This window comes from Pseudomonas sp. E1BtOHC1, from assembly GCF_058744285.1.
In genome coordinates this window covers 1,682,180-1,707,432 of sequence record NZ_CP196023.1, presented here as the reverse complement: position 1 = coordinate 1,707,432, position 25,253 = coordinate 1,682,180, and the positions used below count along the sequence as shown (strand labels likewise).

The window sequence follows — 25,253 nt, the reverse complement described above, 5'->3', positions numbered from 1 at the left end:
GTCATTTCCCAGCGATTCAGGAACCCCGGCATGCACGCAAACCAATGCTTCGACTTCGTCATCATCGGCGCCGGTATTGCCGGGGCTTCCCTGGCCTATCGGTTGGCCGGGCAGGCCAGCGTGCTGGTGCTGGAACGTGAATCGCAGCCGGGCTATCACGCCACCGGGCGCTCGGCGGCGATGTTCATGGAGGCCTACGGCACCCCGCAGATCCAGGCCCTGACCCGCGCCAGCCGGGCTTTCTACCAGCGGCCGCCGCAAGGTTTCTGCGAACACCCGCTGATGGAACCCCGTGGCTGTCTGTACGTCGCCAGCGAGGAACAGCTGGACCAATTGCAGCAGACCTACGACGAAACCCGCGCCCGCTCCGCCAACGTGCGCCTGATCACGGCCGAGCAGGCCCGGGCCCTGGTGCCCTGCCTGCGCCCCGATGCTGTCGCCGGGGCGATGCTGGAAACCGCCGCCCAGGACCTGGACGTGCACGCCCTGCACCAGGGCTTCCTGCGGGCCATGCGCCGGGCCGGTGGGCAGCTGGAGTGCGACATACAGATCGTCGAAGCCAACCGCGAAGACCGCCACTGGAACCTCACCCTCAGCGATGGCCGTTCCCTGCAGGCGCGCAATCTGGTGAACGCTGCCGGTGCCTGGGTCGATGAGGTGGCCCAGCTGTGCGGCGTGGCCCCCATCGGCCTGCAGCCCTGCCGGCGCAGCGCCTTCACTTTCGACGGCCCGCTGGATGAAGATTTCAGCCGCTGGCCGGCGGTGATCGGCATCGACGAAAGCTTCTACTTCAAGCCCGACGCCGGCCAGTTGCTCGGCTCCCCGGCCAATGCCGACCCAGTGCCGCCCCAGGACGTGATGCCCGAAGAACTGGACATCGCCACTGGCATCTACCACATCGAGAACGTCACCTCCCTGAGCATCCGCCGCCCGCGCCACAGCTGGGCCGGCCTGCGCTCCTTCGTCGCCGACGGCGATCTGGTGGTGGGCTGGGATGACAACTGCGAAGGCTTTTTCTGGCTCGCCGCCCAAGGCGGCTACGGCATCCAGTCGGCGGCCGGCGTCTCGCAACTGGCCTGCGCCCTGCTGCTGGGGCAACCGGTCCCCGAAGAACTGCTGAGCCAGGGCGTCGATGCCCAGGCCCTGGCCCCCGCTCGCTTGCGTTAACCCACCCAGCCCACGAGGCCCTTGCCATGTCCAATGACATCCAGCGTTACCCCAGCCACCTGCCCTACCCCTTCTCCCGGGCGATCCGCGTCGGCGGCTTTCTGTTCCTCTCCGGCCAGGTGCCGATGAGCGCCGAAGGCGAAGTGGTGCACGGCGACATCCGCGTGCAAACCGAGGCCGCCATGGCGCGCATCGGCGAAACCCTGGCCGCGTGCGGCGCCAGCTTCGACCAAGTCGTGAAGAGCACCGTCTGGCTCACCGACATGCAGCACTTCGCCGGCTTCAACGAGGTCTACCAGCGTCACTTCAAGAACGGTTTCCCGGTGCGCTCCACCGTCAGCGCCCAACTGGCGCTGGGGGTCGATGTCGAGATCGAAGTCCAGGCCTGGGTCGGCGAAAGCTGAGTCACCCGCCCCAGCCCTCAAGTGCGATGCCCAGGACCGCCACGCCAATAGATGACGCGGCCGTCCACCCCACATAACAACAACAAATCGAGGCTAATCGTCATGAAAGAAAGTCTGAAGATCGCCGGCGCCTTCGTCGGTGTGATTGTCGGCGCGGGGTTCGCCTCCGGTCGTGAACTGCTGTTGATGTTCGTCGACTTCGGCGTCTGGGGGCTGGCGGGTGCGGTGGTCAGCGCCGCGCTGTTCACCTTCCTCGGCATGGCCCTGGCCAGCATGGGCAGCCGCCTGCGGGCGGCGTCGCACAAGGACGTGGTGCAGGCCCTGTGCGGCAAACACCTGGGCGCCCTGGTGGACCTGATGATTACCTTCTTCATGTTCGCCGTGACCGTGGTGATGCTGGCCGGCGGCGGTGCCCTGCTGGAACAGCAGTTCGGTATTCCGGCCATCGCCGGCAGCGTGCTGGTGACCCTGATCGTGGTCGCCATCGTGTGCCTGGACGTGCACAAGGTCATCGGCATGATCGGCGCGGTGACGCCCTTCCTGATCATCACCGCGGTCGGCGTGGCCCTGTATGGCGCCGCCACCCGTGACCTGAGCTTCGGTGAACTCAATCAACTGGCGGCCAAGCAAGAAGCCGGCGCCAGCCACTGGCTGCTGGGCGCCTTGCTCTACGTGTCCTACAACATCGTGGCCGGGGTGCCGATCCTGGCAATCATGGGCGGCGCGGCCAAGGGCGAGAAACAGGCAATGTGGGGCGGCATCCTCGGCGGCGCCCTGCTGGGCCTGCTGATGCTGGTGATGAGCCTAGGCCTGCTGTCGCGCCTGGACAGCGTGGCGGACCTGCCGATGCCCATGCTGTCGATCGCCAGCGAAGTCTCCCCGGCGCTTGGATTGCTGATGGCGCTGATCATCTTCTGCATGATCCTCAACACCGCCGTGGGCACCCTGTACTCCTTCTCTGCGCGGCTGTTTCCAGCGGGCACCCGACAGTTCCGCCTAGGTTCGATAACCGCCGGCGTCCTGGCGTTTGTCGGCAGCCTGGTGGGCTTTATCAGCCTGGTGGGGCAGGTCTATCCGTTCTTCGGCTACCTGGGGTTCCTGCTGATTGCCGCGGTGGTGATCGGCTGGCTGCGACCACGGCGGGTGGTGGTAGCGTAGGCGCCGTTCGATGGGGCAGGCACCCGGGGCGTATCCCAGGTGCCTTGAGTTCAACCCGGCACTGTAGGAGCGAGCTTGCTCGCGAAAATCCCCAGAGCGCCGCATTTCCCCAGCGAACCCGCGTTATCGTTAACGCCCATTGCGAGCAAGCTCGTTCCTACAAGGACAGGGCCCGTTCCATGATCAGCGTCAGCTCCTCGCCCTCGTAATGCTCGCGCACCCGGACAAAGCCCAGACGGGCATAAAAGCCTTCGGCGGTGACCGACGAGGGCACCACCAGCGAGGTCAAGCCCGCATCCAGCGCCGCCTGCTCGACCGCCGCCATGAGTTGCCGGCCCAGGCCATGGCCGTGGTGCGCCGGGTCGACAAACACCGAACGCACCGCGCGCCCGTCGAGGCTGGCGGTGCCCAGCAACTCGCCGTCCACCAGGGCGACAAACATCTGCCGGCGCTGCATCAGTTGGCGTAAGGCATCGGTGGTGAAACTGGCCTTGACCCGCTCGATCACACTGGCAGGGTAATCTTGGGCATTGCTGGTGAGCAGGGCCGCCAGGATCACCTGACTGACCCGCGCGGCATCGGCTGCTACGGCCGGACGAACCTGACATTCCATGACCACTCCTTGGTTGTCGCGTTGATCGCAGTGGTCAAAAATACGGCCCATCCCACGCGCAGCCAAGCACTTACTGCAACTGGAACACCAGGCAGGGGTTGTCGTTGAGCCGCCCTTCGAACACCGGCAACTGATTCTCCAGCGAGGTGTTATCCAGCAGCCCCCGGTCCTTGCGCGCGATGATCACCCAGGAGTCGTGAGGCAGCGCATCCAGGTGCCCGGGGTCGTCGCCGCTGACGAACAGCGGTTGCTCGTCGCGGTCCAGGTTCATCATGTAGCGCACCGCCCAGGTGTCCTGGCCCAGGTTGAAGAACACCAGCGGCCCGGGGCTCGCCTGGCGCAACTGCTCAACCTGGGAAACGAAGGCCTTAGTGTCGAACTGCAGATCCTTGGCCGGGTCCACCACCGCCACCAGCAGCGTCCATTGCGCCGCCAGGGCCAAGCCGCTGAGCAGCACCAGACGCCGTCCGAAACTGCCCAGGGTCTTGCGCCAGCCATACAGTGCCAGCAGCTGCAACACGGCGAAGATCGCGATCAGCAACGGCATGGACACCGGCGGCCAGTAACCGTGCTTGTGCCAGTTGTGACGCAGGACGAACAGCACCAGGATGCACACCCCCGGCAGCAACCCCACCAGCCACAGGTAGGCGCTGCGTACCTTGTCCAGCCTGCCCCGGATCATGAGCAGGCCATAGGCCGCCACCGCGGCGAACATCGGCACCATGGGCAAGATGTAATAGGCGCGTTTGAAGTGTGGCACCGACAAGCCCAGCAGGATCATCAGGCCGCAGGCACCAAGACGCAGTACCAGGCGCAGTTGCGGGTCGGCATGGCGCCGGAACACTTGGCGGCGCAGCATCCACAACGTCACCAGGGCCAGGGGCACCACGGGGAAATAGCGGTACAGGGCCAACTGGAAGTAGAAGTAGAACGGCTCGCCACTCTCATCCAGGCGCCCGCCCACCTGCATGTGGTAGACCTGCTGCACAAAGGCCTCGCCGCCGCTGACATAAGCCAGCTTCAGCAGCAGCCACCAACAGGCTGCCAGCAACAGCAGGCCGCTGAAGCCGTAGCCGAGCACGCGCTTGAACAAGATACGGCGCGCCTCCTGAGTACGACTCTCGCCCAGCAGCCAATAGGTGCAGACCACGCCGCAGACCTCCACCAGCCCCAAGGGCCCGCGAATGGCGAAGGCCAGCACGAACAGCGGCAGCACCATCAGTGGCCGCAGCCGCGAGCCACGCTGCTCGCCGCTGTGCAGCAGGTAGAAAGCGCCCAGGCACAGCAGCGAAACCATCTGGTCCAGACACACCGAGCGGGACTTGTCCAACAGCTGGCTGGTGAGCGCCGTGAGCAACACCGCGAGCAGTGCCCAGGTGCGCCCCGAAGGCGCCAGCAGGCGATACAGCAGCGCCAGCACCCCGGCCGAGGCCAGCGCGGTGGGCAGGATATTGGCCAGGTGATTGGGGGCGCCGAAGGCCTGGGCGAACAGGTAGCTGAAGAAGGTCGCGGTGCCCGGATAGTCTGGATACGGCTGGCCGTAAGTGGTCGGAAACAGGCTCGCGCCGTGGCGGAACATCTCCTGCAGAAACAGCGCCCAGCGGCCGTCGAAGCCCTGGGGCTGCTCGTCCCAGATGCCAAAGGTGAACAGCAGCAGGGCCACCAGGTAGATACCCCAGGACTCAATCCCTAAACGCGTTTCTCGAACCATCTTCGCCCCACCAGAAAGCGCCGCACCAAGGGCGCGGCATAAGGCTGAACATGTTGCGCGCGCAGCCCCTGAACGGTGCCTGAACAGGGATGAAAATCCCCATGACGCCGTTCTGCCCAGCTGACTGTTGCCGCTGTCGAGTCCGCGAGGCTGCGGTTACACGGAGCTGCGGCGCAGGGTCGTAAACCGGCGCCAGTCGAACTGCCCCACTGCCAGCGCCAGCAGGATCAGGCCCATGGATATGCCCTCCTCGACCCCGACCCGCTGCCCCAGGATCAACACCGAACCGGCCATGCCGAACACCGGGATCAGCAGCGACAAGGGCGCCACCCGGGAGACCGGATACTCACGCAACAACAGGTTCCAGCCCCAGTAACAGAAGTGCGTTGCGGCATAGACCTGGAACATCAGGGACAAGGCCGCACTGACGGACACCTGCCCGGCCAGTTGCAGAAACGGCGCACTCCCATGGCTTATCCAGGTCAACGCCAGCAGCGGCAACGGCGCAAACAGGCTGGCCCAGACCACGAAGGCGAACACCTCCCGAACCCCGCAGCGCTTGATGATGACGTTGCCCACACTCCAGCTGAACGCGCTCACCAACAGCAAGGCGTAACCCAGACTGGTGGCGTGCCCGGGGCTGTCGCCGATGATCCGCAGCAGCCCCCACAGGGCAATGGCCGTGGCCAGAACCTGCTGCAGGCGCAGGCGCTCGCCGAACAGCAACACCCCCCAGCCCAGGGAGAAAAAGGCGCTGAACTGGATCAACAGCGAAGCGGTGCCCGGAGCCACGCCCTGATCGATCCCCAGGTTGATCAGCGCCCACATGGCTACGCCGAAAATCAGCCCGTAGGCCGCTAGCCAGCCGAGCGCCACTGACGGGCGCGGCACCAGGAACACCCAGGGCAGTGCCGCCAGGGTGAAACGCAAGGCGGTGAGCAGCAACGGATCGACACTGGCCAGGCCGAGTTTGGTGATGGGGAAGTTCAGGCCCCACAAGGCCGTTACCAGCAGGGCCAGGAACAGGTGTTTTTTCTGCATGTCGCGCGGTCCAGGAAAGGCGGCCGCGAGCAAATCCCCGGCCGGGGCCGAACTATCGCCGGAGCACGACATGGCCCGCTTGCAGTATCAGGTCAACTATCAGTAAATTCGGGCCATGCACCCTATCGACATCGACCCCTACGAAAACATCCCCCGAGATGCACTGGTCACGGCCATCGACTATGCGGACGGCCAGCACTTCGCCGAACACCAGCATCGACGCGGGCAGTTCGCCTACGCCGCCACCGGGGTAATCAGCGTCTACACCGAGCAGGGCAACTGGGTGGTGCCGCCACAGCGGGCCATTTGGGTGCCGGCCGGGGTGACCCATGCCATGCACATGAGCGGGCCGGTGACCATGCTCAACACCTATGTGCGCCCTCAGGCCATGAAGAACCTGGGCTTGCCCGGACATTGCCAGGTGCTGGAGGTGTCGGAACTGCTGCGCCAGCTGCTGCTACGAGCCGTAGACATCCCCGCCCTCTACGCCGAGGACAGCGCGCAGGGCCAGCTCATGAACCTGCTGCTGCATGAAATCGCCGCCATGCCGGCACTGTGCCTCAACGCCCCATTGCCGTCCGAGCCGCGCCTGGCCAGGGTCTGCCGGGAAATGCTGGAGCAACCGTCACTGGAGCTGGGGATCGATGCCATGGCCGAGCGCGCCGGGATGAGCCGCCGCACCTTCACCCGCCTGTTCCGGCAACACAGCGGCATCAGTTTCGTCGAATGGCGTCAGCAGGCCTGCCTGTTGGCAGCGGTGGTACGCCTGGGCCAGGGACAACCCGTCACCCGGGTTGCCACCGACCTGGGCTACAGCAGCCCAAGCGCGTTCAGCGGTGTGTTTCGCAAGGTATTGGGCGAGCCGCCCAGTCGCTACTTTGCCCAGGGCCGGGTGTGAAAGACCCGGGCCCGGCAGCTTGCCTGCCAGGCCGGGCCTGCGCGCCGCTACAGAAACACAGCAGACAACATCCCCAGCGCCCCCAGGCAAAAGCCGATCAAGGCACCGCGCCCGGGCGCCTGCTGGAACAGCGCCCAGATCACCAGCGGCTCCAGGAGCAGCAGCGATGTCACCGAGACCACGGTGATGATCCAGATATCACCCACCGCCACATAGCCGAGCCAGTAGGCCGCCAGCAGGCAGATACCGCCCAGGCACATGATCAGCACCGGCAACGCCAGTTCGGCACCCGAGGTGTTGCCGGAATGGGCCAGCCGCGCCACCACCACTTCACTGTAGATGGCGCAGAACTCGCCCAGCACCATCAGCCCTACAGCAGAAACTCCGAGTAATTCTTTGGACATGTGACAAACCCCTTCGTATTGAGAGCCCGATTTTTCAGCTCCCAGGCATTGATCGCTCCGCTGACGGAGCCTGAATCACGATGCGCAGGGGTACGGGGCAACTCGGTCATAGTCAGGAACTTGAACATGTCCATCTCCTTCTGGGTGGGTGATGCAAACCGGGCCCGTGAACTGTCGACGGGCCGCTGCCTGTATAAGGGATTTGCTCCCCCGGCGTCATCCGTCACGCGTATTCACCGCGAAAAAACCACGCAAACTCCACAATCAAAACGCCTTGCTGCCGATAGCCTGGGTCCGGTCATCCTCTGCCTGAAGCCATTGCCCCCATGCCCCAGCCGTCCAAACCTCTTCGTACCGTCCAGCCCTCTGATTGGGTCGCTACCTATTTCATCAGCGTCGCGACGCTGGCCGTGGTCCTGACGCTGTTGGTCAACCTGATCGTGCAGATCAGCAGCCGGGACCCGTGGAGCGAGCTGTCCAGCGCGCTGACTTTCAGCGTGGTGGTGCTGCTGGTGAGCGTGGTCGTGATAGGCGTCGTTGCCGCCCTGCCCTGCATCCTGTTCTTCTGGCTGGCCCAGCGTTTCACCTGGCGCCACCTGTGGATCTACCTGCTGGGTGGAGCCCTGGCGGCCCTGCCCACCATTCCCATGGTGGTGAGCCTGTCTCCCGGTTTTTTCAACCTCCCGTACGGCGTCAACATCCTTGAGCGCTATCTGCCGCTGGCGCACTTGTTCGCTGGTTGCGGGGCCTTTCTGGGAGCGATGTTCTGGTGGCTCAGCGGGCGGCACCTGCGCTGACTCCCTCCTGTAGGAGCCGGCTTGCCGGCGAAGAAAGCGCCCACGATCCCAGCCTTGTCACTCACCTCAAGAAGCGATGTCTCCCATGCCTGCAAAAACTCCAGCCCTTCGCACCGTGCACCCTGAAGACTGGTTCGCCGCCTACTTCATCGGTGTCACGGCCCTGGCCGTGGTCCTGGCCTTGCTGATCATGCTGGCAATGCTGGCCGGCGCCGGCTCGTTGAACGCAGACATCATTCTCCAGACGCTATTCGTGGGCCTGCTGACCCTGGTCGTCAGTGGCGTGCTGATCGGCATTATCACGGCCCTGCCCTGCGCCCTGTTCTTCTGGCTGGCCCAGCGTTTTGCCTGGCGCAATGTGCTGATCTATCTGTTCTGCGGGGCACTGGCGGCGATGCCGACCATTCCCGTGGTGGCAAGCCTGGCCCCCTCCAGCTTCTACACCGACCGAGACGAGGATGAACCGCTACCCGACGGTTTGCCGCGCTACCTGCCGCTGGCGCCATTGTTCGGCTGCTCGGGGGCTTTTCTGGGAGGTATCTTCTGGTGGCGCAGCGGCCGCCACCTGCGCTGATCAGCCCTCCCTGCCCCCCCTCCCGTAGGAGCCGGCTTGCCGGCGAAGAGGCCCTCCGGCCCTGCGCCAGACGTGATGAGGCCTTCGCTGGCAAGCCAGCGCCTACCAAGCCAACACCAGATCAGCGCCACCCCAGCCAGCGCCTACAAGGAGGCGCTGGGCTAGGCGTCGCAGGCCACTACTACCTTGCCCAGCAAGCCGCCCTGCTCGACGCGGGCATGGGCCCGGCGCAGGTTGTCGACGGTGAAGGGGCTGAACACCTCGCTCAAGGTGCTGCGAATCACACCCTGATCCAGCAGTTGCGCCAGCCGCTCAAGAATCCGGTGCTGCTCGATCATGTCCGGGGTCTGGAACAGGGCGCGGGTGAATACCATCTCCCAGTGCAGGGACACGCTCTTGGCCTTGAGCGGCACCGCATCGAAGAACTCATGATCGTCGATCAGTGCGATGTGGCCATGGGGCACGATGATCTCGGCCAGCTCGGCATAGTGCCGTTCGGTGTGGCTCAGGGCGGCAATGTGGGTCACCGACGGCAGGTCGAGGGCTGCCAGTTGCGCCACCAGCGAATGGGAATGGTCCAGCACCTGATGAGCCCCCAGGTCCAGGCACCACTGGCGGCTGTCCGGCCGCGAAGCCGTGGCGATGACGGTCATCCCGGTCAGTTGGCGCGCCAGCTGGATCAGCACCGAGCCCACGCCACCGGCACCGCCGACAATCAACAGCGTGCCTTGCTCAGAGAGGTCGCCGGGCACCCGACCCAGGCGCTCGAAGAGCAATTGCCAGGCGGTTAGCGAGGTCAGTGGCATGGCCGCCGCCTGGGCGAAGGACAGGCGGCCCGGCTTGTGCCCCACCAGGCGTTCGTCCACCCGGTGCAGCTCGGCATTGGCCCCATCCCGGGTGAAGGTGCCGGCATAGAACACCGCATCCCCCGGGGCGAACAGGGTCACTGCGCTGCCCACCGCGCGGACCACGCCACTGGCGTCCCAGCCCAGGGTCCGCACACCGTCGGGCACCGCCACCTTGCCGGCGCGTACCTTGGTATCCAGGGGGTTGACCGACACCGCTTCAACCGCCACCAGCAGGTCATGCGGTTCCAGTGGCGGCGGCTCCAGTTGCACCTCGCAGAGGGCTTGAGGATCAGACAGGTGCGAACCTTTGAGGTAGACGATGGCCTTCATTGCAACACTTCCTTGACGACGCAAAGCGCACACTTAAATCCTTCATGCCCCACTCGCACAAGTACGGTACTTTTGCGTACCAGCTACGCAAAAGGGTCGTCAGGCAATGAAGAACAAGCACTACCAGGACATTCCAGGCTGCCCGGTGGAGGTCACCCTGGACCTGATCGACGGCCGCTGGAAAGGCGTGGTCCTGCATCAATTGCTGGCCAACGAGTTCCTGCGTTTCAACGAGCTGCAGCGGCGTCTGCCGGGGATCTCACAACGCCTTTTGACCAAGCAACTGCGGGACCTGGAAGCCGCCGGCCTGGTGTCGCGCACGGTGTATGCCGAGGTGCCGCCGCGGGTGGAGTATCGCCTGACCGCAGAAGGGCAATCCCTGCAACCGGTGATCGAGGCGCTGTCCGCCTGGGGCCGCGGGCGCATCAGCCGCCAACAGCAAAACCACCCGAGCAGGTCCGACTGAGTCTTCAAGACCGAACCGCACCTTTTCCCCCTACTTGTTCACAATTCGTTAAGAGTTGCCTCCGTATACTTTTGCGCTTGCCCGCAGCCTTCCGGCTGCGCCCCTCGATCTGCCGGCGCACAATTCATGTCACGACCCGCTCCGCTGTTGTTACTGCTGGCTTGCCTGCTGTTCTTCTTTGCCCTGGGCAACCATCAACTGCAAGGTTCCACCGAAGCCCGGGTCGCCGGGATCGCCATGGAAATGCACCTGGATGATGACTGGGTGACGCCGCGCCTGTTCGGCACGCCGTTCCTGGAAAAGCCGCCCCTGAGCCTGTGGCTCGACGCCGGCGCCATCCGCGCCTTCGGCGGCACGCCCTTGGCGGTGCGCCTGGCCTCGGCCTTTGCCGGGCTGTTCAGCGTGATGCTGCTGTACGCCATGCTGCGTCGCTTCGGCCGGCCAGCCACTTTGGCCGCAGTGGCCGGGCTGATGCTGGCGACCATGGCCAGTTACTGGAGCAACGTGCGCGGCGTGGGTGAAGATGCCCTGCTCAGCCTGGGAGTGACCCTGGCCCTGCTGGCGTTTTTCCAGGCCCATCGACGTCAGGCCGCGCAGCAACCAGCGCTGCTGGCCTGGCTGGCGTTCGCCGTCGGCATCGCCATCGCCACCCTGAGCAAGGGCGTGCTGGGCCTGGCCATGCCGGGGGTGGTGATCTTCGCCTACCTGCTGGCCGACAGCCTGATCGACAAGCGCTTCACCTTCAGCCACTGGCTGCGCCCCGGGTTGCTGACCCTGCTGGGGCTGGTGCCCCTGCTGATCTGGCTGTACCTGCTCTACCAGCGCGGCGGCCTGCAGGCCCTGGGGGAAGTGCTGTGGACCAACAGCGTCGGGCGCTTCGGCGGCTCCTTTGAAGAGGCCGGGCACTACGAGCCGTTCTATTACTACCTGGCCAAGCTGCCCCAGGCCTTCCTGCCGTGGAACATCCTGGTCTACCTGGGGCTGTGGCACTTCCGTAAAACCCTGGTGCAGAACCGCTACCTGCTGTTTTTCAGCCTCTGGTTGCTGGCGCAGTTCACCCTGCTGTGCCTGGCGTCGAGCAAGCGCACGGTGTACCTGATGTCCCTGACTCCGGCCGCGGCGGTACTGGCGGCGGAATATGGCGCGGTGCTCTACCAACGCCTGGCCCAACGAGCCCCGGGCACGGGTTTCTGGAGTGCCGTGGGGCGCCAGCGCAAAGGGTTGCTGATCGCCCTCATGGCCCTGGTGATCGGCGGCTATCTGGCCAACGCGCAGTGGGCCGCGCCCAAGGCCGATCGCAAACTGTCGTTCGTCCCGGTGACCGAGCAGATCATGGCCTTGCAGGCCAGCGGTCATCAGCTGGCGCTGTATCAAGCCAACGAACGCATCGCCGGGGCCAGCGTGTTCTACACCCGACGCCTGCTCAAGGACCTGCAGACCGAGGCGCAGCTAAAGGCCTTTCTCAGCGAGTCGCCGCAGCACATGGCGGTACTCGGTGGCGCCGAGGCGCCCAAGCCGCCGTTGCAGATCCAGCAGACCATCATGGTCGGTCGCCAGGCCTACTACTTCGTCAGCCTGGCGCCCGCTGGCTGAAGCGCAAAAAAACGGCACCTGAATCAGGTGCCGTTTGCCCATCCCCACCGCCCATACCCCTTGAACCCTTTCCCGCTGATACCCGCCTGCCGCCCTTGAAACCATGACTCCTGCCCAACGACGGGCATTCCCCCCAAAGGAGTCAGTCATGACCATCACCGTTACCACCTCCACCATGGATCAGGCCGTTGCCCAGAAGCGTTTCGACGATGCCTGCCACTACCTGCGCCAATCCGACCTAGCCAACTTCCTCCTCGACGAGCTGATCGCCGTCAAAGAAGAACTGACCGTGGAAGTCACCAACTCGGCAGCGGCGGACAAGACCGACCGCTGGATTCCACCGGCAACCAGCTCCACCACTTCCGCCGGCCGCGTGGTGTGGAACCTCAAGTCCCAGGTGTACGCCATCGAGAAGAAATACAAACAGCCGGATCTGAGCAACTTCCAGAAATTCCTGGCGCTGTTCGCCAGTGATCGGGTCGAGCGCCTGTCCCCGGCCCTGGTGCTGATGCATGAACTGGGGCACGCCTGCCAGTTCCTCACCAACAAGGCCGAGTTCCGCAAACAACTGGCGGACAAAAATATCCTTGAAGTGGAAAACATCAACGTCAACGCCATCGAGAACACCGTGGCCAAGGAGCTGACAGCGAAAAACAACAAGGAAGGCCTGCGTTGGGACTACCTCGACGCCCGCTGAGCCTTGCCCCCCGGCGATAGCTTGTCGCCGGGATCTTCCCTGTGTTCGTGTCGGGCCCTTGCGGCCTGGAAAAGGAGTTGCCCCATGTTGATTCTGCGTTCACTGATCATCGGACTGAGCCTGTTGGCAGGCGCCGCCCACGCCCTGGACACCACCAGCACCCCAGCCGAAACCCTGAAGGCCTACGCCGCGACCCTGAGCACCACCGCCGGCAGCAGCCAATGGCAACAGCTGTGGAAGCGCGCCCGGGACCAGGGCGTTTTCGATACCGCGGGAGAACAACCGCGCTTCACCATCACCCAGGACAAACTGCCGGACATGGCTCGCAGCACCTTGATCAATGCCAGCAGCGTGACCCCGCAGAACACCACTCAGGCGCAGTACCGCTATGAGTTTTCCAACCCCATCGGCCAGGCCAAGGGCAAGTCCCTCAAGGCGCTGTGCCTGCTGGTGGATTGGCGCTCGCTGCCCACCGGTACACGGCCCGACGACAGCAGCTACATGGGCAGCGCAAGCCTGCTGCAAATCATCCCCTGCCTCTGAAACCGGCAAGCCGCCCAGGCCGGTAGCCTGGGCGGCAACGGATCATGAACCGAGCTGCGAGCTCAGCAGATCGGCCTCCTTGTGCCGGCGGGTGCCGTAGCTGTCGCCAAAGTTACGCAGGTTGGCCAGGGCACTGGACCAGTCGCGGGCCACCACCTGGGCCCAGAAGTTCGGCGTGCGGCTGGCCAGGTCGCCGTACTGAAAGGCCACCGAAGCGATCACGGTCTGCATCGGTGCCGGCAGTTGGGCGAAATCCACCCCGCTGGCCTTGGTGTAGCTCGCCGCCAGACGATCGACGAAGGGCGCCTTGTACGCCTCGTCGATCAGTTCGGCCTCGTCGCTGCCGATGGTCAAGGGCTGGTCATCGAGAAACGCCTTGGCCTTGGGCCCCGTCAGGCCCAGATAGGGCGTCAAGCGCCGCACCAGATCCGCCGGCAGATTGAGCGCCTGCAAATCCTTCACCCCACGCTGCCCCAGATCGAAGCCGGTGCCCACCGTGACGCCACTCTTGCTCTTGTCCGGATTGGGCACATAACCGCGGGTAATGCCAGCTCCCTCCAGAGCGGCGATAAAACTGAAATCAATCGCATAGCGTGACATGGGGATTTCCTCCTCCAGTTGAAGAAAATCCAGTGCATCACCAGCGACCGATACAACGTCAGAATGTAATAGTTCCCTTTAATAGGGGGGAAATTTCCCACTGAACAGAGGACGACACACCTCCTTAGGATCGAACCAGCTGTATCCATAATTCCAAGGAGGTACCAAATGGACGTGAAAGACCTCAGCCTTATCGATATTCGCCAGCTACCCCATTCGCTCCAGGCCCTCATCGACTGCATCGGCCTGGAAAACGCCTACCGCCTGACGCGTGAATACGGCGGCCGTCCTAAGTACATCCCCAAGCACGCCGAACGCACTTCGCTGGCGCTGATCCTGCCTCCCGATGCCCTCAACGCCCTGATCGAACGCTTCGCCGGATTGGCCCTGGAGATCCCCAAGGCCGACCACTTCTGCCGGCAGATCCGCAACCAGCACATCCAGCTGGAAAGCCTGGGAGGCATCTCCCGCAGCGTCCTGGCGGACAAGTACGGCCTGAGCCTGCGGCAAATCGGCAACATCCGCCGCCTGGAAGCCAACACTCACCGGTAATCGATTCCCGCTGAATCGGCGGCGTTGGCTTGCTTAAGGTGCAAGGGCGCAACTCGCGCATAAACGATAAGGAGATTGACCATGCCAGATATCGACAAGGGCTTGATCGGCGGCGTGATTGCCGCCCTGCCCCTGGACAAGATGATCACCGGTCCGCTGATGGCAATGATCCAGGCGCAGGTCGCCGCGAGCAAAGCCTATGCGGACTTCCTCATGGGTGTGTGTATCCAGAACGGCCAGGCGGTATCGGTGCAGTTCGACTACGACGAAACCCTGGTGGATGACCAGGGCGTCTACAAGGGTACGGTGAAGAAATCGATGCGCATCCCGCTGCTGGCGGCCATCAGTCACCCCAACATCACCATTGAGGAAGGCTCCATCGAGTTCGAGCTGACCATCAGCCAGATGGCTGAAGACACCAGTTCCACCGAAGCCTCCGGCAGTTTCGAGGCGAAGATGGGCTGGGGCCCGTTCAGTGTTTCGGTCAAGGGCGCGGCGAGCCACAAATCCACGCAGACCCGCAAGACCGACACCCGGGCACGCTACGCCATCAGCACCAAGATCATCCGCCAGGACCCACCGGAAGCCCTGATGCGAGTCATCGACTTCCTCACCGACGCCGCCACCAAACCGGTGATGCTGCCGAGTGCCACCGCCACCGACACCGACAAGCTGCCCACCGCCAACGCGCTGAAAATGCCCGATGCACCGGCGGAAAAAAGCGGCGCCAATCCCTGACAGCCACGCTTGACCCAGCCAACCGCCCCGCCGCCACGGCGGGGCACTTCAGCCATCGAACAAGGAGCATGATCCATGGCGTTTTTTTCCCGTCGCAAGGAGCCCATGTCCGCCAGCGACCTGAGCCACATCACCCGTGGCATGCACCAGGCCGCCGCCGCGACCCACAACCTGATCGCCCAGCAATACATCAAGTTGTTCGACCAGTTCTTCGACTACAACGTCAACGACCTGGGTACGCCGATGAAGGCCAAGATGGTCGAGGTGGCGCTCAACGAACAGCACATCATCAACGTCCCCTTGATTGCCCTGGTCTCGCCCAAGGGCCTGGCCCTGCACAAGATGACCGTCGACCTGTCGGTGCGCATGCAGGGCACCGAACTGCAGAAAGCCAGCCACGACCTGGAGAATGGCGAGCTGCAGAGCGAGAAGTTTTTCGTCACCTTCGGCAGCGGCAAGCGCGAAGGCCAGGAGCGCGACCCGGACGAAGTACAGATCAGCATGGAGTTTCGCGACTGCGAGCCGCCAGAAGCGATCCAGCGCCTGATCGAAGAGTTCACCAACCTGATCAGTCCGCAGCGGATCAATGAAAGTCCTGCGCCCGGCACGCTGCCCCCCGCGACAACCCCGCCCGCCGATCCGGACCTGATGGCCCCCTGAGCCCGATTGCCGGCCTCGCCCGGCTGACCGCGACGGCCGGCTCCCCGGGGCCGTCAGGGCTTGAGGTTTACCGAACGCCAGTCACTGGCCTCGATCATCCCGAGCATTTTCGGCGCCCCGTTGAGGGTATCGGTGGACACGAACAGCGAGGCGCCGTAACCCAGGGTCGGGGTCGACAGCTGCAGTTGTTTCTCCAGTTCGTCCATGCACTCACTGTGGGTCACCAGCACCAGATTGCGGCCGGCTACCTTATGCGCCAGCACGTCGCGCAGCATGCTGTTCTTGCAGTTGTACAGCCAGCCGTCGCCACTGCTGACCTTGCTGAACATATAGCCGGCCGTCTGCGCGGTACGGGTCGAAGGGCTGTTATAGATGTCGGTGCGTTCCAGGCCCAACTGCTCGAAGCGCGCGCCAATGCTCACCGCCACCTCCCGCGCTCGATCGGTAATGCCGTCCGCCGGGCCGAGGCAGGCGGCACTGGAACGATCGCAACGCTCCACATGACGCACCAGGACGATCATGTCGCCCTTGGCCCAACTGCTGGTCAAGGCCTTGATCCCGGCCACGTTGCCATGGGCCAGGTCGGGCACCGCCGCCGGCTTGAACAGGTACAGACTCAAGGGGAGCAGCAGCAAACCGCCCAGCAGCAGCGCCAGTGTGTTCTTGTAACGAACCAGGGAACGCCATAAAGGCGGACGCTTGGCCACCGCCAGCACGAGTCTTGTAGCCACAGTCCTGCCGCCCCTTTGAGGATGATCCGAGGTGTTGAGCAGCACGTAGCGAGGCTACAGAACCCGGATGACAATTGAGCGCTGCCGGTCACTCTGGCAGCAACCGGACCGACTCTAGGGTGGGCGGCGTGGGGGAGCGGTGAAATCAATGTGAAAAAAAGCTCAACGGACTGGCGGTTCATCCCGCAAAATAACCGTCCATCGCCTAAAACATTGTCTTGGGACAATGCCGACGAAATCGTTTCAGCTATGGCACATCCCGCCGATACACCCCCTACAAAACACCTTGCTGGTCACCAACAACAACAATCTTCCAGCCAACTCAAGATCAAGAAGAGCTACGTTCCTGGAGGAATTCAATGAGCAGTTGGTTTGCCAACATCAGCGTCAACCTTAAGCTGGGCCTGGGCTTCGGCCTGGTCCTGGCCCTCACCAGCGTCCTGGCACTGACCGGCTGGACCAGCCTGGGCAGCCTGATCGACCGCAGTAACTGGATGAGCGATATCACCCAGCTCAACAGCGGCCTGACCAAGCTGCGGGTCACCCGCCTGCAGTACATGCTGGCCAACGGCGACGAAACCGCCGCCCAGGGCGTGCAGAACACCCTGGACGATTTCAGCGCCCAGCAGAAAAAACTCCTGACCTCGTTCCAGAGCCCGGAAAACATCAAGCTCCTGCAAGGCCTGGGCGCGACCATCAGCGCCTATCAGGACTCGCTGAACAAGATGCGCAACGCCTACCGCACTGGCGACGCTGCGCGCCTGGCGATGAACCAGAACGCCGAACGCGCCAATGACTTGATCAACGGCATCAACACCTGGGTCAAGCAACTGCCCCTGAGCGACGAGCGCTTCGAACAATTCCAGGCCATCACCCAGGCCAAGGAAGCCTTCCAGCTGGCCCGCTATGAAGTGCGCGGCTACGTCACCACCAACAACCCGGACACCGAACAGAAAGCCGTCACCCAGCTCAACGCGGCGATTGCCGAAATGGATCAGCTCAAGAGCCATTTCAGCATCACCCAGCGTGATGCCCTGCAACAGCTGGAAACGGCCCTGAGCGGCTACCGCAGCTCGCTGCAGGCCTTCAAGGTCGCCTTCACCGACGCCGTGCAGGCGCGCAAGGAAATGACCGACCAGGGCGCCGACATCGTCAGCCGCAGCGACGCCCTGTACCAGATCCAGCTGGAGCGCCGCGACATCGAAAGCGCCCAGGCCCGCAGCCTGCAATTGATCAGCACCCTGCTGGCCCTGCTGGTCGGCGTACTGGCTGCCGTCATCATCACCCGGCAGATTACCCGTCCACTGCAGGAAACCCTGGCCGTGGTCGAGCGCATCGCTTCCGGCGACCTCACCGAGAACCTGCGAGTGACCCGCCGCGACGAACTGGGCGTGCTGCAGCAAGGCATCGTGCGCATGGGCGTGACCCTGCGCGAACTGATCGGTGGCATCCGCGACGGCGTGACCCAGATCGCCAGCGCCGCGGAGGAACTGTCCGCCGTGACCGAAGAAACCAGCGCCGGGGTCAACAGCCAGAAAGTCGAGACCGACCAGGTGGCCACCGCCATGCACGAGATGACCGCCACCGTGCAGGAAGTCGCGCGCAACGCCGAAGAAGCCTCCCAGGCCGCGGCCGCCGCCGACGGTGAAGCCCGCGAAGGCGACAAAGTGGTGGCCCAGGCCATCGAGCAGATCGAGCGCCTGGCCAGTGAAGTGGTGCGCTCCACCGACGCCATGACCGTGCTGCAACAGGAAAGCGACAAGATCGGCAGCGTCATGGACGTGATCAAGGCCGTGGCCGAACAGACCAACCTGCTGGCACTGAACGCCGCCATTGAAGCCGCCCGTGCCGGTGAAGCCGGTCGTGGTTTTGCCGTGGTCGCCGACGAAGTGCGGGCTCTGGCCCAGCGCACCCAGAAGTCCACCGAAGAGATCGAGGAACTGGTGGCCGGCCTGCAGAACGGCACTCAGCAAGTGGCCACGGTGATGAACAACAGCCGCAGCCTCACCGACAGCAGCGTCGAGCTGACCCGCAAGGCCGGCGCCTCGCTGGAAAGCATCACCCGCACCGTGTCCAACATCCAATCGATGAACCAGCAGATCGCCGCCGCTGCCGAGCAACAGAGCGCCGTGGCCGAAGAGATCAGCCGCAGCATCATCAACGTGCGCGACGTGTCCGAACAGACCGCCGCCGCCAGCGACGAAACCGCCGCCTCCAGTGTTGAACTGGCGCGCCTGGGCGGCCAGTTGCAAATGATGGTCAGCCACTTCCGCGTCTGATCCGCCGCGCGCCCTTCGCCGGCAAGCCGGCGAAGGACTAGCAAACGCTCAAGGTGGCAGCTATACGCAGGTTGGTAGACCGGGACTCCAGGAAACCCAGCGCACACGAGGTGCCCTGCGCACAGCCGCCATAACACGTCGACGACGCGCCTTTCACGGGCACACCGCTCCGTAGGAGCTGGCTTGCCAGCGAAAGGCGCAACGCGGTCGCCCTACCCTACCGGCCTGGCCGCGCCATCCAGCAGCGCATCCACCACCGCTCGCGCCATCTCCACCGAATGAATCATCGACCAGATCAAGCCGCGCTCGATGCCGCTGGCGCTGGTGATTTCGTCGGCGGTTTCTTCGGCGCACTTGAGCAGCAATGAAACGTGCAGCAGCGCCTCTTCGGCATTGAACCCTTCACGTACCGCGAACAGCTGACGGCCATCGCCATCCCGACATCCAAAGCGGGTGCTGCCAGTGGCAGTGAAACGCTCATGCAAAGGGGGCGAAAGCGCGGTGTTTTGCAGCGCCTGTAGCAAGGTCTTGTTGGGGTCTTCCAGCGCAGTGATCAACTCACGACTGGGTTGCAGAACGGGTGGATCGGGAACGATTTTCTTCATGATCAGCAGCTCCTTTTTATGAAAGCCGCCAGCATCACTTGCAGATGATGGGTGGCGGCTACGTGCGAGCCTGCAAGACCAGGAAGAAGCAAACCCGGTAGATCCGAAGACCTCCCGCACGTAGCCACCATAAATCGAACTGAACAATCAGTGATTCTGAGTGGACGTGGACATTCGCTTCTTGTGCGGGCTTGCAGACCCGATCGCTGGTTTTGGCCAACGACGGACGCAGACTAGCCCCGGACAATTGGAAGGTTCAAGCCACTCGAACAGCTGAAATGTAACGGGTGGATTCTCGCGGAAATGCCCTACAAATCAAAGCGAAAATCCGCCATCAGAGGCGAATCTTATCGCGCGGTGGTTAGGGGAATAGGCGGCGTGCCCTTCGCCGGCAAGCCAGCGCCTACAGAGCAGTGTTCAACCACCCTGGAGCCGGCTTGCCAGCGAAAGGCACCCATCCCTCGCGCCGAGCATTTACACCCATCAGGGTTTGCCCTTACCTTTCCCGGTCTGCGTCCTGCTGTCCGAAGGATCTGTCACCAGGAAACCCCAATGCCCAGCCTCGGTTTTACTTCGGTTCCGCCCTTGCTCAAATATCTGCTCTATGCGGAGCAGTTGGGTATCGCCACGGCACCGGCGCTGGCGGCGGCGGGGCTTGAGGCCGCGCAGTTGAACGACACCAGTCTGCGCCTGCCGGTGGAGGTCCATGAGCGTTTGCTCGACTACTTCTGCCAGCATTCCGGCGATCCGCTGTTCGGCCTCAATTCGGCGCGCTTCGTCAAACCCAACTCCTGGAATGTGCTGGGCTACATCACCATGAACTGCGCCACCCTGGGCGAGGCCATGGGCCGCATCATGCCGTTCGAGAAGCTGGTGGGGGACATGGGCACCAGCCGGGCCGAGGTGGCGGGCGATCAGGTGCGGCTGATCTGGAGCTGTCGTCATCGGCGCCCGGACATTCGCCGGCACCTGGTGGAAAACGTGCTCGCCTCCTGGCTGCTGTATGCGCGCTGGATCGCCGACTCGCAGCTCTCACCCAGTGCAGTGTGGTTCGAGCACTCGCTGCCGGAGTCGGCCGAGGTGGCGCAGTACGAGGCCTTGTTCGGCTGTCCGGTGCTGTTCGGGCAAGCCTGCTCGGCCCTGGTGGCGCCACTGCAATACCTGCAGTTGCCCCTGCGCCAGGCCGATGCGCGGCTGCTCAAGACCCTGGAGGATCACGCCCAGGCGATGATGGCCGCGCTGGCCGATGCGCCCCTGGCGTTGCAGGTGCAGAACGTATTGCGCCAGTTGCTCAAGGATGGCCTGCCGCGCAAGGAGCAGGTGGCGGAACAACTGCAGATGTCCGAGCGCACGCTGCAGCGCCAGCTGCAACAGGCCGGCACGTCCTACCAACAGATTCTCGATGACTTGCGCCAGGAGCTGGCCGAGCACTATCTGCGCCACAGCGAGCTGTCGATCCAAGGGATCGCCGATTGCCTGGGCTTCACCGAATCGCGTTCATTTCACCGCAGTTTCAAGAGCCGCACCGGGTTGACCCCGGGACAGTTTCGTCAGGCCGCGCTGAGCGCCGGCAAGGCCTGAGCCCGGTCAGACGCTGATGGCGTTGGTGAACACCAGCCGATTGCCGAACGGATCGCTGATGGTCATGTCCTGGCTGCCCCAGGGCATGGCCTGGATCTGCGGATGGGAAAACCGGTATTCCTTGGCCAGCAATTGCTGCTGGAAGGCTTCCAGTTCGTCGGTCTCGATCCGCAACGCCGCGCCCGGGGTGCAATCGCCGTGATGCTCGGACAGGTGCAGCACGCACTCGCCCCGGGACACCTGCATGTACAGCGGGAAGTTGTCCTCGAAGCGGTGCTGCCAATCGAGGTTGAAGCCCAGGAAGTCCAGGTAAAACTCCCGGGCCTTGGCTTCATCGAAGATCCGCAGGATGGGGGTGGTTTTGCCAAAGCTCATTGCACGACTCCCTGACTGAAATAAGCCGACTATACAGGCGGCGATTCCCAGCACTTCGGCGCCGCGCAAGGATTCTTTAATAGCACAGCGCTATCACTGTGATGAAGATCAAAGAATCAGACTGCGGATGCGAAGCCCCGGCGCAAATCCCCCTCCCGCGGTAAGAAACGTCCCGAGCGCTGACCGTTGGCCTGGCCCTCGGCATAGCTGCGCACGCCATTGACCCAAACCCCGTCGATCCCTTCCGCCGCTTGTTGCGGGTGCTTGAAATCGGCCACGTCGCGCACCCGCGCCGGGTCGAACAGCACCAGATCGGCCCAGTGCCCCTGGCGAATTTCGCCACGCTGGTGCAGGCCGAACCGTGCAGCCGAAAGCCCGGTCATCTTGTGCACCGCGGTGTGCAGCGGGAACAGGCCGAGGTCGCGACTGAAGTGGCCCAGCACCCGGGGAAAGGCACCCCACAACCGCGGATGGGGGAACGGGTCTTCCGGCAGGCCATCGGAGCCGATCATCGACAGTGGATGGGCGAGTATGCGTCGCACATCGTTTTCATCCATGCCGTAGTACACCGCCCCCGCCGGTTGCAGGCGCTCGGCGGCGACCCGCAGGCTGACGCCCCACTCGTCGGCAATCTCGCTCAGATCACGACCGCTCTGTTCGGGGTGCGGCGTGGACCAGGTGATGGTGATGCGATAGGCATCGGTGACCTGTTTCAGGTCCAGGGTCGAGGAACTGGCGGCGTAGGGATAGCAATCGCAGCCCACCGGATGGTCCTGGGCCGCCTGTTCCAGGGCCGCCAGCAGTTGTGGGCTGCGGCCCCAGTTGCCGGCGCCGGCGCATTTGAGGTGGGAGACGATCACCGGCGCCCGGGCCGCGCGGCCGATCAGAAAGGCTTCATCCATGGCCTCCAGCACCGGTTCGAATTCACTGCGCAGGTGAGTGGTGTACACCGCCCCGAACGCCGTCAGCTCCTGGGCCAGTTGCAGCACTTCATCGGTCTCGGCACAGAAGGCGCTGGCATAGGCCAACCCGCTGGACAGGCCGAGGGCGCCGTCCTCCAGGCTTTCGCGCAGTTGCTCGCGCATGGCCGCGATTTCGGCGGCGCTGGCGGTGCGATGCAGGTCCGAGAGGTGGTTGCTGCGCAGCGCCGTGTGGCCCACCAGGGCCGCGACGTTCACCGCCGGGCGCGCACCATCCACCGCCGCGCGATAGTCGCGAAAGTGCGGATAGACAAACATCGAGCGCTGACCCAGCAGGTTCATCGGGTCCGGCGGATCGCCCTTGAGGCTCACCGGCGCAGCGCTGATCCCGCAGTTGCCGACGATCACTGTGGTCACGCCCTGGCTGAGCTTGGGCAGCATCTGCGGCTGGCGGATCACCACGGTGTCGTCGTGGGTGTGCACATCGATGAAGCCCGGGGCCAGGACCCGGCCGCTCGCATCGATCTCTTCCTCGGCCGTGGCGGCGGACAGCTCGCCGATGCGCTGGATGCGACCGTCGCCGATCGCCAAATCGGCGGGATAGCCCGGGCGGTCGCTGCCGTCGATGATCAGGGCATTGCGAATCAACGTGTCATAGCGCATGTCAGTCTCCCAGGGGCAGGCAGTCGTCGCCGCCCCGGTAATGGTCCAGGGCCAGCTTGATTCGCCGCAGGCGTTCCTGGCTGTCATCGGGCAGGGCCAGGGCCAGCTCGGTGGCCAGCACATCAATGGCCAGCAGCATGCCGTAGCGGGCCGCGGTGGGTTTGTAGATGAATGAGGTTTCGGCGCTATGCAGGGGCAGCACCACGTCCGCCAGTTGGGCCAGGGGTGACTCGGGCAGGGTAATGGCGAGGATGCCGGCACCGTAGTTGCGGGCCAGGGCCACCGGTTCCAGCAACTCGGGGGTGAGGCCGGTCAGGGAACAGGCGATCACTGCGTGTTGCGGCCCCAGGGCGGCGGCGGTGACCCGCATCATCACCGGGTCGTGGCAGGCGGCGATGGGGTAGCCCAGGCGCACTAGGCGCACCTGCAGTTCATCGCTGCACAGGGTCGAGCAGCCGCCCATGCCGAAGGCGTGGATCATCCGTGCCCGCCCCAGCAAGCGCACCGCATCGGCAAACCGCGCCTCCTCGAAACCGGCCAGGTGCTGATGCAGCGCAGACTCGATATCGCCCAGGATCTGCCGGTAGAAACCGGACTGTTCGGGCGCCCCGGCCGGGTCGAGAAAGCGGCTGCCGATACCGCTGGCCTGGGCCAGTTGCAAACGCAGTTGGCGCAGGTCGCGGCAACCGACACTGCGGGCAAAGCGCGACAGGGTGGCGGCGCTGACTTCGGCGCGCTGGGCCAGTTCGTCGAGGCTGGCGGAGGCGGCAAAGCCCACGTCGTCGAGCAGCAAGCGGGCGATCCGCCCTTCCCCGGCGCTGAAGTCATCCAGGCGCGAACGGATCTGATAAAGAATGTCCATCTACAACAGCTCCGCGAGTCCCAGGGTCAAGCCAAAGGCGATCACCGAAATCAGCGTCTCCAGCACGGTCCAGGTCTTGAAGGTTTGAATGACGGTCATATTGAAGTATTCCTTCACCAGCCAGAAGCCACCGTCGTTGACGTGGGACAGAATCACCGAACCGGCCCCGGTGGCAATCACCAACAACTCCGGATGGGGATAACCCAGACCGACGGCCACCGGCGCCACCACCCCGGAAGCGGTGGTCAGGGCCACGGTGGCGGAACCGGTGGCGACCCGCATCAGCACCGCGAACAACCAGCCCATCCACAGCGGCGACAGCTGGAATTCATGGGCCAGGCCGACGATCTGCTCGGTGACCCCGGAGTCGACCAGAATCCGGTTGAGGCCACCACCGGCACCTACCAGCAAGGTGATGCTGGCCGTGGGCGCCAGGCATTCGTTGGTGAACTTGAGGATCGATTCACGGTTGATGCCCTGGGCCAGCCCCAGGGTCCAGAAACTCACCAGGGTGGCCACCAGCAGGGCGATCACCGAGTTGCCGATAAACAGCAGGAACTGATTGAGCCCCGTGCCGGGTTCCGCCAGCAGGTTGGCCCAGCCACCGATCAGCATCAGCACCACCGGCAGCAGGATGGTGGCCATGGTCAGGCGGAAACTCGGCAGGCGCAGGCGCGGCTCACGGGCAATGAACTGACGCTCCAGGGGGTTCTCGGCCGGCAGATGAATGTGCGGCACGATAAACCGGGCATACACCGGACCGGCAATGATCGCCGTGGGCACGCCGATCAGCAGCGCGTACAGCAGGGTCTGCCCCACCGACGCCTGATAGGCCTGCACCGCCAGCATCGCCCCCGGATGGGGCGGCACCAGGGCATGGACCACCGACAGCCCGGCGACCATGGGCAGGCCCACCATCAGCAGCGACACCCCCACCCGCCGCGCCACGGTAAAGGCAATGGGGATGAGCAGCACAAAACCCACTTCGAAAAACAGCGGCAGCCCCACCAGGAAGGCAATGCACACCATGGCCCAGTGAGCGTTGCGCTCGCCGAAACGATCGATCAGGGTCCGCGCCACTTGTTCGGCACCGCCGGATTCGGCCATCAATTTGCCGAGCATGGTGCCCAGGGCCACCACCAGGGCAATGTGGCCCAGGGTCTTGCCGACCCCGGCTTCATAGGCACCCACCACGCCGGACGGCGGCATGCCGGCCATCAACGCCAGGCCGACGGACACCAGAGTGATGACGATAAAGGGATTGAGTCGGTAGCGAGCGATCAGCACGATCAGCGCAATGATGGCGACTGCGGCGTAGCCCAGCAGCCAGTAACCCGATGCAGGAGCCATGGGTTCCTCCTTGAAGACAGTGTCACTTTGGAATGGTTGTGAAACTCATTAATCACTTAAGGAGATGAGTCTCAAGCCAAGTGAAACTAATTT

At 64.0% G+C, this 25,253-nt stretch carries 27 protein-coding genes and 1 pseudogene; 16 read left to right on the top strand and 12 right to left on the bottom strand.

From position 1 onward, the window contains the following. The first annotated feature begins 30 nt into the window (after positions 1–30). The 3 genes from ACSSVC_RS07820 to ACSSVC_RS07810 all read left to right on the top strand — a co-directional run bounded on the left by ACSSVC_RS07820 (position 31) and on the right by ACSSVC_RS07810 (position 2,729). Positions 31–1,167, top strand: a complete 1,137-nt coding sequence (locus ACSSVC_RS07820) for an NAD(P)/FAD-dependent oxidoreductase (protein WP_492612139.1) — start codon at positions 31–33, stop codon at positions 1,165–1,167. Between the two features lie 26 nt (positions 1,168–1,193). Further along, the gene (locus ACSSVC_RS07815) at positions 1,194–1,571 is read left to right on the top strand and encodes a RidA family protein (RefSeq protein ID WP_346633685.1); all 378 of its coding nucleotides are present in this window, start codon (positions 1,194–1,196) and stop codon (positions 1,569–1,571) included. 102 nt (positions 1,572–1,673) lie between these two features. After that, a complete protein-coding gene (locus ACSSVC_RS07810; protein ID WP_346633686.1) occupies positions 1,674–2,729 on the top strand; it encodes a YkvI family membrane protein in 1,056 nt (351 codons plus the stop codon). 157 nt (positions 2,730–2,886) lie between these two features. On the opposite strand, the gene ACSSVC_RS07805 is transcribed toward ACSSVC_RS07810, so the two are convergent. The 3 genes from ACSSVC_RS07805 to ACSSVC_RS07795 form a co-directional block, all read right to left on the bottom strand. Next, positions 2,887–3,342: a GNAT family N-acetyltransferase gene (locus tag ACSSVC_RS07805; protein WP_492612138.1), complete on the bottom strand. Its 456-nt coding sequence runs from the start codon at positions 3,340–3,342 to the stop codon at positions 2,887–2,889. Between the two features lie 70 nt (positions 3,343–3,412). Next, on the bottom strand, positions 3,413–5,053 hold the full coding sequence (locus ACSSVC_RS07800; protein ID WP_346633688.1) for an ArnT family glycosyltransferase: 1,641 nt from the start codon (positions 5,051–5,053) through the stop codon (positions 3,413–3,415). 156 nt (positions 5,054–5,209) lie between these two features. Then, positions 5,210–6,094, bottom strand: coding sequence for an EamA family transporter (locus ACSSVC_RS07795; protein WP_346633689.1), 885 nt, complete (start codon positions 6,092–6,094; stop codon positions 5,210–5,212). Between the two features lie 115 nt (positions 6,095–6,209). On the opposite strand from ACSSVC_RS07795, the gene ACSSVC_RS07790 reads away from it, so the two are divergent. Beyond that, positions 6,210–6,992: an AraC family ligand binding domain-containing protein gene (locus ACSSVC_RS07790; RefSeq protein ID WP_492612137.1), complete on the top strand. Its 783-nt coding sequence runs from the start codon at positions 6,210–6,212 to the stop codon at positions 6,990–6,992. Positions 6,993–7,039: 47 nt separating this feature from the next. On the opposite strand, the gene ACSSVC_RS07785 is transcribed toward ACSSVC_RS07790, so the two are convergent. Continuing rightward, the gene (locus ACSSVC_RS07785; RefSeq protein WP_011059155.1) at positions 7,040–7,357 is read right to left on the bottom strand and encodes a hypothetical protein; all 318 of its coding nucleotides are present in this window, start codon (positions 7,355–7,357) and stop codon (positions 7,040–7,042) included. Between the two features lie 365 nt (positions 7,358–7,722). On the opposite strand from ACSSVC_RS07785, the gene ACSSVC_RS07780 reads away from it, so the two are divergent. Next, positions 7,723–8,193, top strand: a complete 471-nt coding sequence (locus ACSSVC_RS07780) for a hypothetical protein (RefSeq protein ID WP_346633691.1) — start codon at positions 7,723–7,725, stop codon at positions 8,191–8,193. 85 nt (positions 8,194–8,278) lie between these two features. Continuing rightward, a complete protein-coding gene (locus tag ACSSVC_RS07775; RefSeq protein ID WP_346633692.1) occupies positions 8,279–8,767 on the top strand; it encodes a hypothetical protein in 489 nt (162 codons plus the stop codon). Between the two features lie 161 nt (positions 8,768–8,928). On the opposite strand, the gene ACSSVC_RS07770 is transcribed toward ACSSVC_RS07775, so the two are convergent. Further along, entirely contained in the window at positions 8,929–9,945 is a 1,017-nt protein-coding gene (locus ACSSVC_RS07770; protein WP_492612136.1) for a zinc-binding alcohol dehydrogenase family protein, read from the bottom strand. Positions 9,946–10,051: 106 nt separating this feature from the next. On the opposite strand from ACSSVC_RS07770, the gene ACSSVC_RS07765 reads away from it, so the two are divergent. The 4 genes from ACSSVC_RS07765 to ACSSVC_RS07750 all read left to right on the top strand — a co-directional run bounded on the left by ACSSVC_RS07765 (position 10,052) and on the right by ACSSVC_RS07750 (position 13,244). Continuing rightward, positions 10,052–10,411 (top strand): winged helix-turn-helix transcriptional regulator, encoded by a 360-nt coding sequence (locus ACSSVC_RS07765; RefSeq protein WP_492612135.1) that lies wholly within the window; start codon positions 10,052–10,054, stop codon positions 10,409–10,411. Positions 10,412–10,537: 126 nt separating this feature from the next. Beyond that, positions 10,538–12,004: an ArnT family glycosyltransferase gene (locus ACSSVC_RS07760; RefSeq protein ID WP_492612134.1), complete on the top strand. Its 1,467-nt coding sequence runs from the start codon at positions 10,538–10,540 to the stop codon at positions 12,002–12,004. Positions 12,005–12,152: 148 nt separating this feature from the next. Then, a complete protein-coding gene (locus ACSSVC_RS07755; protein WP_346633697.1) occupies positions 12,153–12,701 on the top strand; it encodes a hypothetical protein in 549 nt (182 codons plus the stop codon). An 84-nt stretch (positions 12,702–12,785) separates the two neighbouring features. After that, the gene (locus ACSSVC_RS07750; protein ID WP_346633698.1) at positions 12,786–13,244 is read left to right on the top strand and encodes a hypothetical protein; all 459 of its coding nucleotides are present in this window, start codon (positions 12,786–12,788) and stop codon (positions 13,242–13,244) included. A 42-nt stretch (positions 13,245–13,286) separates the two neighbouring features. Here the strand turns inward: ACSSVC_RS07750 and ACSSVC_RS07745 are convergent, their stop codons facing one another. Next, positions 13,287–13,844, bottom strand: coding sequence for a pesticin C-terminus-like muramidase (locus tag ACSSVC_RS07745; protein ID WP_346633699.1), 558 nt, complete (start codon positions 13,842–13,844; stop codon positions 13,287–13,289). A gap of 168 nt (positions 13,845–14,012) precedes the next feature. On the opposite strand from ACSSVC_RS07745, the gene ACSSVC_RS07740 reads away from it, so the two are divergent. The 3 genes from ACSSVC_RS07740 to ACSSVC_RS07730 all read left to right on the top strand — a co-directional run bounded on the left by ACSSVC_RS07740 (position 14,013) and on the right by ACSSVC_RS07730 (position 15,794). Continuing rightward, entirely contained in the window at positions 14,013–14,396 is a 384-nt protein-coding gene (locus ACSSVC_RS07740; RefSeq protein WP_102861053.1) for a transcriptional regulator, read from the top strand. A gap of 81 nt (positions 14,397–14,477) precedes the next feature. Then, on the top strand, positions 14,478–15,134 hold the full coding sequence (locus ACSSVC_RS07735) for a DUF2589 domain-containing protein (RefSeq protein ID WP_346633700.1): 657 nt from the start codon (positions 14,478–14,480) through the stop codon (positions 15,132–15,134). Between the two features lie 75 nt (positions 15,135–15,209). Beyond that, positions 15,210–15,794: a DUF2589 domain-containing protein gene (locus ACSSVC_RS07730; RefSeq protein WP_123727372.1), complete on the top strand. Its 585-nt coding sequence runs from the start codon at positions 15,210–15,212 to the stop codon at positions 15,792–15,794. 53 nt (positions 15,795–15,847) lie between these two features. Here the strand turns inward: ACSSVC_RS07730 and pmrG are convergent, their stop codons facing one another. Next, positions 15,848–16,525, bottom strand: coding sequence for a lipopolysaccharide core heptose(II)-phosphate phosphatase PmrG (gene pmrG, locus ACSSVC_RS07725; RefSeq protein ID WP_346633701.1), 678 nt, complete (start codon positions 16,523–16,525; stop codon positions 15,848–15,850). A gap of 494 nt (positions 16,526–17,019) precedes the next feature. Here pmrG and ACSSVC_RS07720 point away from each other — a divergent pair. Both ACSSVC_RS07720 and ACSSVC_RS07715 read left to right on the top strand, forming a co-directional pair. Further along, positions 17,020–17,898, top strand: a pseudogene (locus ACSSVC_RS07720) (methyl-accepting chemotaxis protein); the annotation flags it as partial. A 42-nt stretch (positions 17,899–17,940) separates the two neighbouring features. Next, on the top strand, positions 17,941–18,804 hold the full coding sequence (locus ACSSVC_RS07715) for a methyl-accepting chemotaxis protein (RefSeq protein WP_372342433.1): 864 nt from the start codon (positions 17,941–17,943) through the stop codon (positions 18,802–18,804). A 212-nt stretch (positions 18,805–19,016) separates the two neighbouring features. On the opposite strand, the gene ACSSVC_RS07710 is transcribed toward ACSSVC_RS07715, so the two are convergent. Then, complete coding sequence (locus tag ACSSVC_RS07710; protein WP_492612133.1) at positions 19,017–19,409, bottom strand: DUF3077 domain-containing protein; 393 nt, start codon at positions 19,407–19,409, stop codon at positions 19,017–19,019. A 552-nt stretch (positions 19,410–19,961) separates the two neighbouring features. Between ACSSVC_RS07710 and gliR the strand changes: the two genes are divergently transcribed. Beyond that, positions 19,962–20,990 carry an AraC family transcriptional regulator GliR gene (gliR, locus tag ACSSVC_RS07705; RefSeq protein WP_404938197.1) on the top strand — a complete coding sequence of 343 codons (1,029 nt, stop codon included), beginning with the start codon at positions 19,962–19,964 and terminating at the stop codon, positions 20,988–20,990. A 6-nt stretch (positions 20,991–20,996) separates the two neighbouring features. On the opposite strand, the gene ACSSVC_RS07700 is transcribed toward gliR, so the two are convergent. From ACSSVC_RS07700 to ACSSVC_RS07685, 4 genes are all read right to left on the bottom strand, one after another. Then, the gene (locus ACSSVC_RS07700; protein WP_123727367.1) at positions 20,997–21,365 is read right to left on the bottom strand and encodes a glyoxalase superfamily protein; all 369 of its coding nucleotides are present in this window, start codon (positions 21,363–21,365) and stop codon (positions 20,997–20,999) included. Between the two features lie 116 nt (positions 21,366–21,481). Next, a complete protein-coding gene (locus ACSSVC_RS07695) occupies positions 21,482–22,948 on the bottom strand; it encodes an N-acyl-D-amino-acid deacylase family protein (RefSeq protein WP_404938196.1) in 1,467 nt (488 codons plus the stop codon). Position 22,949: 1 nt separating this feature from the next. Continuing rightward, complete coding sequence (locus ACSSVC_RS07690) at positions 22,950–23,810, bottom strand: MurR/RpiR family transcriptional regulator (protein ID WP_346633705.1); 861 nt, start codon at positions 23,808–23,810, stop codon at positions 22,950–22,952. Further along, positions 23,811–25,160, bottom strand: coding sequence for a GntT/GntP/DsdX family permease (locus ACSSVC_RS07685; RefSeq protein WP_346633706.1), 1,350 nt, complete (start codon positions 25,158–25,160; stop codon positions 23,811–23,813). Positions 25,161–25,253 lie beyond the last annotated feature (93 nt).